The following is a 1,056-nucleotide window of genomic DNA, read 5'->3' on the forward strand; positions in this document are numbered from 1 at the left end:
ATTGCGTCTTCAACGGCGTCAACGTTGTTTGACGCCCAGACCACGCCAGCGGCGACCAGTAACGCAATCACACCGGTGATCACATAGCCTTTGGTTTTTGCACTCATATCGTTTGCTCTCTGTTGGTTTGTTGAAATGCCCCAACAGAAAACCAAGTGATTTGGTTTTTAGGCAAACGAAAAAAAGCCCGCTAAACCTATAGGTTTGCGGGCTGTTGACTATGTGCAATGTGTCACAATTATTTGAAACAATGAATGAACACAGGATACTTCAAGGACACTTTCATTGTAGTCAGCAAGGTTATCCTTTGGGGGTAATTCTGCTGTCAGTTCAATATTTGATAAAACTTTCTCAGAATAAATCGCTTCAATTCATCTTCTCGCCCGCTAGAGACAGACAGGAGCCATTGGAATTGCTCTCTCATAGTCATTTTTAAAAAGTCGCAGTAATCAATTCGCTCGGAATCCGTGACGGTTGTGTAAGCTCTTTCAAGGGAGTGGCTTAGGGCTGACATGATAAAAAGATTGGTGGAGTCGAGAAAATCCTCAAGCTTCTTGAAATCTTCCAGGTGTAAGCAAGGTTTCGTGCTCATGGTTTCTAATTGTTACAGATGTAATTATGTAGGGTGCGGTATTATAAGAGGATTACAGGCGATGGCAATAATAGCAACAAATCGCCGTCAGGCTGATTTTTAAGCAAAAAAAAAGCCCACTAGACAATTAAGTTAATGAGCCCGGAGAATGTGACAAACGTCACGATGGAACCAAGAAGTATACTATCGCTGATAGGCGTACAATCTTAAGTGTAGTTGACGATGGCGGCCCCGTTCTTACTTCCAAGATAATTTCCCAGTTTTCCAGGCTTTCCCATCTTGCAATATATACTCCAGTATCTCCAATTCCGTGATCTCTTCCGCTGGAATCCCTGTTTTGCGTTGCAGGTAATACGCACTATCTTCCGCTTTCTGCATCATTACGCAGGCGAACTGGCAGTTGTCGATAATAGTTTTCGAGACTTCCTGCCCGCGTTGGAACATGTTGATGGAGTGCAGACCGA

1 pseudogene is annotated in these 1,056 nt (G+C 43.6%); it reads right to left on the reverse strand.

The window, feature by feature from the left end:
* Positions 1-829 precede the first annotated feature (829 nt).
* Positions 830-1,056: pseudogene (locus C9I92_RS25630) on the reverse strand (ATP-binding protein); the annotation flags it as partial.

This window comes from Photobacterium ganghwense, assembly GCF_003025595.1.
GTDB lineage: Bacteria > Pseudomonadota > Gammaproteobacteria > Enterobacterales > Vibrionaceae > Photobacterium > Photobacterium ganghwense.